The following is a 6,347-nucleotide window of genomic DNA, read 5'->3' as shown; positions in this document are numbered from 1 at the left end:
GATAACGATGAATATCTAAGCCAACACGGTGTGATTGAAGTTGGTTTAGCGCATCAAAGCTATAGGCTTGTTCACCTAGGTGGCGATCATGGATACGAGTAAGTTGACTGGCTTGGTCGTAAAAATAATGGCGGTCGTGGCTACTTTTTTTATCGCTTAATGGCGTATTCCATTGCTGATGAGACAAACGGCCTTGTTCGTCATAGTGAGTATCCAGATTAAGCCCATTTCCTTGTCGCCGTTGGCACTCCCTGCCTTGGTTATCACGCGATATATCGAGGATCACCTCACCATTAAGCAAGATCTGACTCAATTGCTGATTAGCGTCATACTGGTAGGTGATATTTTGGCTATCAGCCAGTACTAACTGCTGACGTAACCCTTGGCGGTTAAAACCATATTGAAACTGATGATGATCTTGCCAAATAGCAACAGGGTGCGAATGCAACAGCCACTCTTGACGTAATTTTCTTGTCGCTGTATTGGCATTAATGAGGCGATTAGCATCATCATAGTGGAACTGAATACTGTCTCGTGTGCCGCTTGCAGACACGGCAAACATAGTCGTCACACGCCCTGCAATATCTCGCTGTATACGAACATTTCTGTCGGCTTCTTGGAGTGCGATGAACTCTCCGTTCTCATCGTAACGGTAGTGCTGATCGCGTCCATCAAAGCCGACAGTGCGACTCAAGCGCTCTTCTTCATCCCATTCCAGTTGATAACAACAACCATCACTTCGGCTAATACCTACGAGGTTTCTCTCTTCATCATACTGGTAAGCAATATGACTGCCATCAGCTTGAATAAGTGCTTCAGGCTGAGATAATCCCTCCCAAATCACCCGTAATTTACGGCCAATAGGATCGGTATGGCTAACAATACGCCCGGCCTGATCATACTCGAACGAATGTGTTATTACGGGTTCATCTGATCCTGGATGATATTGGCTACTTTTAGTGATATTACCACTGCTATCACGTTGAAAAGCGGCAACCTTCCCATCAGGATAAGCGACACCATTTATTTCACTAGTACTATCATAGCTATAACGTGTAAGTGCATTATTCACTTTTACAGCATCAAGCAAGCCACGTTCATTCCACCAATATTGTAGCTGATCACCATTAGCCGCTAGCTGCTTAGTCAATCGACCTTGATGATCATAAAGGTATTCATCATTACGCCCATCTGGGTGTGTCGTTGAAAGTAATAATCCAAGGCTATTAAAGCGATGGGAAGTCACTAAGCCCTGTGTGTTTACTTGCTCAATACATTGGCCAAAACGGTTATAACGAAAAGCCGTTAATTCACCACTCGGCATTTCTAGTTCAGCTAATAATCCTTGATTATTGTAGCGATAATGCGTCACCCCGTTATTAGGCGCTATCTCGGTGACTTTTAAACCCAGTTGATTATAGTAATACTGCCAACGCGCCCCTTTCGGGCTCACTTTCTCAAGCAGTAATCCTTGTTCGTTATGTCGATAGTGCCATTGATGACCGCGACTATCAGTACTGATACTGACCTTAGCTTGATCGTCATAATCAAATTGGTAATGATAATTGCCTTTATCGCCATACTGGCTACAGCATTTAGCGCTTTTACCGTCACCTAGCCATTCAAAATAATGACGAAACCCGGATGCACGAGTACGACAAGTTATCAAATGATCATCACGGTATTGATAGTGCTCAGTCTGCTGATTACGATTAGTTGCACAGATCTGATGACCATTCTCATCATATTGATAAGATGCAAGCACAATGATCGGATCATTTTTAGAAACTAGAGGGACTTCAACTGAAATAAGATGACCGCTGCGGTCGTACCTTAGTGCTAATACAAGGTAACCATTAATATCAATACCTGTCATTCTTCCAGCAACTGAATACTGAAAACCATATTGGACAGTTTGATTCATGCGGAGTTTGTCCATTCGCCAGGCACCATGAAGCCAGTTAAAGCGAATTTGACGACCATCTTTTAGGCGTAACAAATGATATTTTTCTGGATGATGGTACAGACTAGCACCAGCACGAATTTGATAGCTAACAGCGCCAGTTTCGACCTCATCGAAAAACAATGTGCTACCTTCGTTATCGGTAAAACGCCATTGTTTCGGAAGCTCTTTTTTTTCCGATGTCTCAACCAAGCTTAACTCGTATTGGAATTTACTTCGCCAGCCAAATCCCATGCCAATGTCAATATTACATTGACCAGAACGATATATACGCCCCCACTCAAGCGAATGCCCTCTAGCTAATGTTACATCGGTAAGTGAGAGTACTTCCTCACCCGTTACCATCGAAACGGGGTCACCACAAAATTCAGTTTCACTTAAAGATACAGCTGGCGTATCCATCCGTATTGCATCATCACCAACAGTCTCATTTTTCTGTGTGGCTCCTCCAGCTTTGGGTAACGATGCCTGGCTTTGAACAGGTGGAATACTGGGTTGTTCTTCATGTGCAATTACGGGCTTTGTCTCTGGCATCCTTAAACAAGACAAATGCTGCTTCATGAGTGCTTGGTTTAAGACTTGCAATATTTCAGTCTTATACGCAGATGGTTCTAATCGCGCTCGTCTTGCCAAGGTTGGTTCAACCAATTCAGCAACAGACAATAAATCACGACCATGAACACCTTCGTAAAGATGCTCAAACATTTTTATTAATATATGGGCAGCAGAGGGATGGTTAAAAGTAACAGCATCAAGATTACCAGCCTGCTGAGGAGTAGTCACAAAGTGATATACCATGCCATCGCTGGCCTTGAGTTTAATGCCAATAACCGAACTCATTATGCAGCATCACTTTTTTCATTTTCCCAGCCAAATAGGGCTGCGCTCTGGTATAAACCATCAGAGATATCTAATTGTAAAATAGATTGTCCAGATTCTAATTCGCCTTTTTGATACAAACTTTGAGTGTGCAGTAAATTAAACAGCCCGATAGTTGTACCTAAGTCTCCGACTCGAACACCATTAAAGAAGCACTTCAGATCACTACTTAATGAGGAAGCTATTTCAGAGAGTTGCCCAAGCCATTCATTAGCCATTCTTGATGTATTATTCAAAGGAAGGTGGATCGCATCAATAGAAGATTGGTACTGTTTGTTAAATAAATAAAATAGATTAGCCACACCTTGCCCCGGTTCATTTACTCGCGTTAGTGCAACCTTTCCATACCAATTAATAACTAAACCCACCTTAGAATATTCAACGTTAACTAACGCCGCACTATCACAAGCTGTTATATGTGGTTCTTCATAACATTGAATATCGCTATATGATTTTGACGATGTTGGACATAATCGCTGATGAGTATCTATAGAAATAATCAATAATTTAGAAGCATATTCTTGTTTAAAAAGATTTTCTATTTGCTTAAGAGCAAGCAGGCATGCCGAACGACCATAAGGGTAGAAGTAAATTTCCCTATGTTCAGCTAAAGAGGGTAAGACTTTACAATACGAATTAAATAGCGAAGCAGTACTATCTTTTGAACCTAACGCAGGTGTCAGAAATAAGATAGGATGAGACTGCCAATCGTCAGGAAGACTATCGACACACTGATGAAATAATTGAGTCAAGCGAGCAATATAATCTAATGATAGATCATATATAGTTAAATGTGCTCGCCCTTGATTGGATTCAGAACCAATCCATTCAGCTGCTATATTCTCTTGACCAAACAGCTTTTCTTGATCTGACTCAACACCAACTTTTAGCACTAATGGCGAAAATAATAAGGGCATAACTACCTAACCAACACTTAAATCAAAATAAAACTAAGCCTTAGCACTCATTAACTTTAATTTTTACTTTTGTTTGCTAAAGCTCTCCTACCGTCGATTGCTACTCAAACAGCTAGTTAAGTGCAATTTGCCCTGCTTTTAGGGTAATGGCTTGACCATTAATACTAATATTTGAACCTTGAATACTAATATCCCCTCCGCTAGACATAGTAATAGAGGCTGACCCTGCTTTAAGGGTGATCTCACTTCCAGCGTCAATCACTATTTGTTTCCCAGCTTTATTGGATTGATTATTTTTCACATCGACAATATGGTCATTATTTACTGTCAGCTGTTGGTTGTTTTCAACAATAACCATCTGATCATTTTTCACGGATAGTTGGTGATTATTATCAACCTGCTCAATGTGGTCATTTTCTACAGTCACATAATGATTTTTCTCAGCATGGATCGCTAATTGTTCATTATCCTTGGTATCATCAAAACGAATCTCGTTAAAATTGCTACCTCTACCTTCAAGTGACCGAGTTCGAATGCCATTAACTGCACCGCTAGTATAAGGAGGCACTTGGCTTGCATTATAGAGTGAGCCACAAATCACAGGTTGCTCTGGGTCTCCATTAACAAAATCAACAAGTACTTCTTGCCCAACGCGCGGAGTAAAGAAACTTCCCCAGCCAGCGCCAGCCCAACCTTGAGCAACTCGGATCCAACACGAACTATTTTCGTGATATTCACCTTCACGATCCCAATGGAACTTCACTTTCACCCGGCCAAGTGGGTCTAAGTAAACTTCTTCACCTTCTTTACCTGAAACAATGGCAGTCTGTACGCCGTGAATTCTTGGCTTGGTAATAATATTATGCGGACGGTATGCGACAGTTTCGGGAACACAACTAAATTGGTTATGAATAACTTGTTGAGCTTCTTTCTGCGATCCCATCTGAGAATGGATGGCCACATGAAGATGCAGCTGGCTGATAACATATGTTTTTCCCACTTGGGCGGGGTCTTCATGATCAGAAAAAGTAAAGGTTTTACCGACCGTGAATGAGCGACAATTACTTGACCCGTTACATGACATAGTGTCACGCTGTAATGCCTCTAGAATATTACTGCTACAAAAATCAACTCTAGGATTAAAACCAGATTCAGCCTGATATTGATATAACTCACTTTCAGGAGGGGTTATCCCTTGAGTACACTGGCTATGAACCCCTGAAGGGGGATTACTTGGGCTTTCCAAATTAAAGCCTGAAACGGCACTCGCTCCAATAGCTAACTGTAAACCTGTCGTCCAGTGGTGAACATGAGGTTCGTTGTATGAACCTGTCATGTGATTCACTGCACCTTCTTCACATTGCGTATAGCTTTCAATCGAATCAGCTAACACTAACTGGTGCGTATCTGGGCTATGCTCAAAAAAGAAAAATATGCCTTCTTCTTGTAGCAAGCGCAGAACAAAATCTAGATCCGTTTCATGGTATTGCACTTTATAGCCATAGATAGGATACGATTTTACTCTGTCATCTCTAAAAGCAATGCTATGCTGGCCAAACACCTCACCGACAATCTCTTCAAGCATTTTATCTTGATAAATTTTATAGTGATTCTTAAAACTCGCTAAATAAAAATCAGGACGAACCGTTAAAATATAATCTTGATATAGCTTACCGTCAGCACTATCAGGAACACGACTACCTACGCATTCCAATTGCGAAACAACACCACTGAAGTAACGTGTAATAGGTTGCTTATCAACATTATATTCAAACTCAATGGTTACTTTAGATCCTATAAGTGCATTTCTATCAATGATTACTCCATTAGCAAATGCATTTACTTTTAGTGAAAACAATTCAGAGAAAGCTTCATTATAATCAAAGCTTGTTAATATAAGAGCATCCAGACCCAGCAGCGTCGATATTTTAATGCTGTTTTTTTCTTGTGATGTTTTCTGCATATAATATGGTCTAATAAAATTAAAAATAGGGCGGGTTTACAACCCACCCTTCCATGGAGTATTAACCTACGATCCCCCTACGTTCCCTTTAGTTAAGGTGCCACTGTATAAGTATGATAGTTGGCCAGCACCACGAACGTTATCATCTCCAGTAGGGAATACAATCATTTCCATCACGGTATAAGATATTGTGATGGTTTCAATAGGCCTATCATCTTGAGACGATACAGAGTATGACGAAATCATCGCATCAGTTAAGATGATAGTCATAATATCTTGTACACCTCCTTGAGCCTGCTTTGTCATATGAAATGTAGCTTTTTCTCCTTTTCCTATTGTTGCTTCCTTAAATAAAGAAGTTGAAGCAGAATCTTGCAGTTTAGTAATGGTCATATCATATAAACGAGCGGCGCTAGCTTCACGATCCTGATCAGTACCTGTATATGAAGTTATTTCACGCCCTACGCTCCAATCAACTGAAAGTAATGTCATCATTCCTTCATAGCCTGAAGCTGAAGCTTCACCTTTAATTTTAGCGTACTCTAGATACGTATTCGCTTGCATGCAAATCTCCTGTTAGTATTCATTTTTTGCATTAAATTAAATTAATGCCATCAGCATTTCT

At 40.7% G+C, this 6,347-nt stretch carries 4 protein-coding genes; all 4 read right to left on the bottom strand.

What is annotated here, in order from left to right; all coding sequences use genetic code 11:
• Positions 1 to 2,803 (bottom strand): DUF6531 domain-containing protein (locus ASV53_RS21970; RefSeq protein WP_094958689.1); only part of this gene is annotated, 2,803 nt, incomplete at its 3' end.
• Entirely contained in the window at positions 2,803 to 3,759 is a 957-nt protein-coding gene (locus ASV53_RS21965) for a hypothetical protein (protein ID WP_094958688.1), read from the bottom strand. The genes ASV53_RS21970 and ASV53_RS21965, both read right to left, overlap by 1 nt.
• A gap of 112 nt (positions 3,760 to 3,871) precedes the next feature.
• Positions 3,872 to 5,722: a type VI secretion system tip protein TssI/VgrG gene (gene tssI / locus ASV53_RS21960; protein WP_094958687.1), complete on the bottom strand. Its 1,851-nt coding sequence runs from the start codon at positions 5,720 to 5,722 to the stop codon at positions 3,872 to 3,874.
• Positions 5,723 to 5,788: 66 nt separating this feature from the next.
• Entirely contained in the window at positions 5,789 to 6,286 is a 498-nt protein-coding gene (locus tag ASV53_RS21955; RefSeq protein WP_062692268.1) for an Hcp family type VI secretion system effector, read from the bottom strand.
• Between the last annotated feature and the right edge of the window lie 61 nt (positions 6,287 to 6,347).

Source organism: Photobacterium sanguinicancri (genome assembly GCF_002265265.1).
Classification (GTDB): domain Bacteria; phylum Pseudomonadota; class Gammaproteobacteria; order Enterobacterales; family Vibrionaceae; genus Photobacterium; species Photobacterium sanguinicancri.
This window is presented reverse-complemented; position numbering and strand designations above follow the sequence as displayed.

What these genes read in the sequence shown, in the direction of transcription:
- ASV53_RS21965 (WP_094958688.1), bottom strand. Translation starts at nt 3,759, where the DNA reads ATGCCCTTATTATTTTCGCCATTAGTGCTAAAAGTTGGTGTTGAGTCA.
- tssI (WP_094958687.1), bottom strand. Translation starts at nt 5,722, where the DNA reads ATGCAGAAAACATCACAAGAAAAAAACAGCATTAAAATATCGACGCTG.
- ASV53_RS21955 (WP_062692268.1), bottom strand. Translation starts at nt 6,286, where the DNA reads ATGCAAGCGAATACGTATCTAGAGTACGCTAAAATTAAAGGTGAAGCT.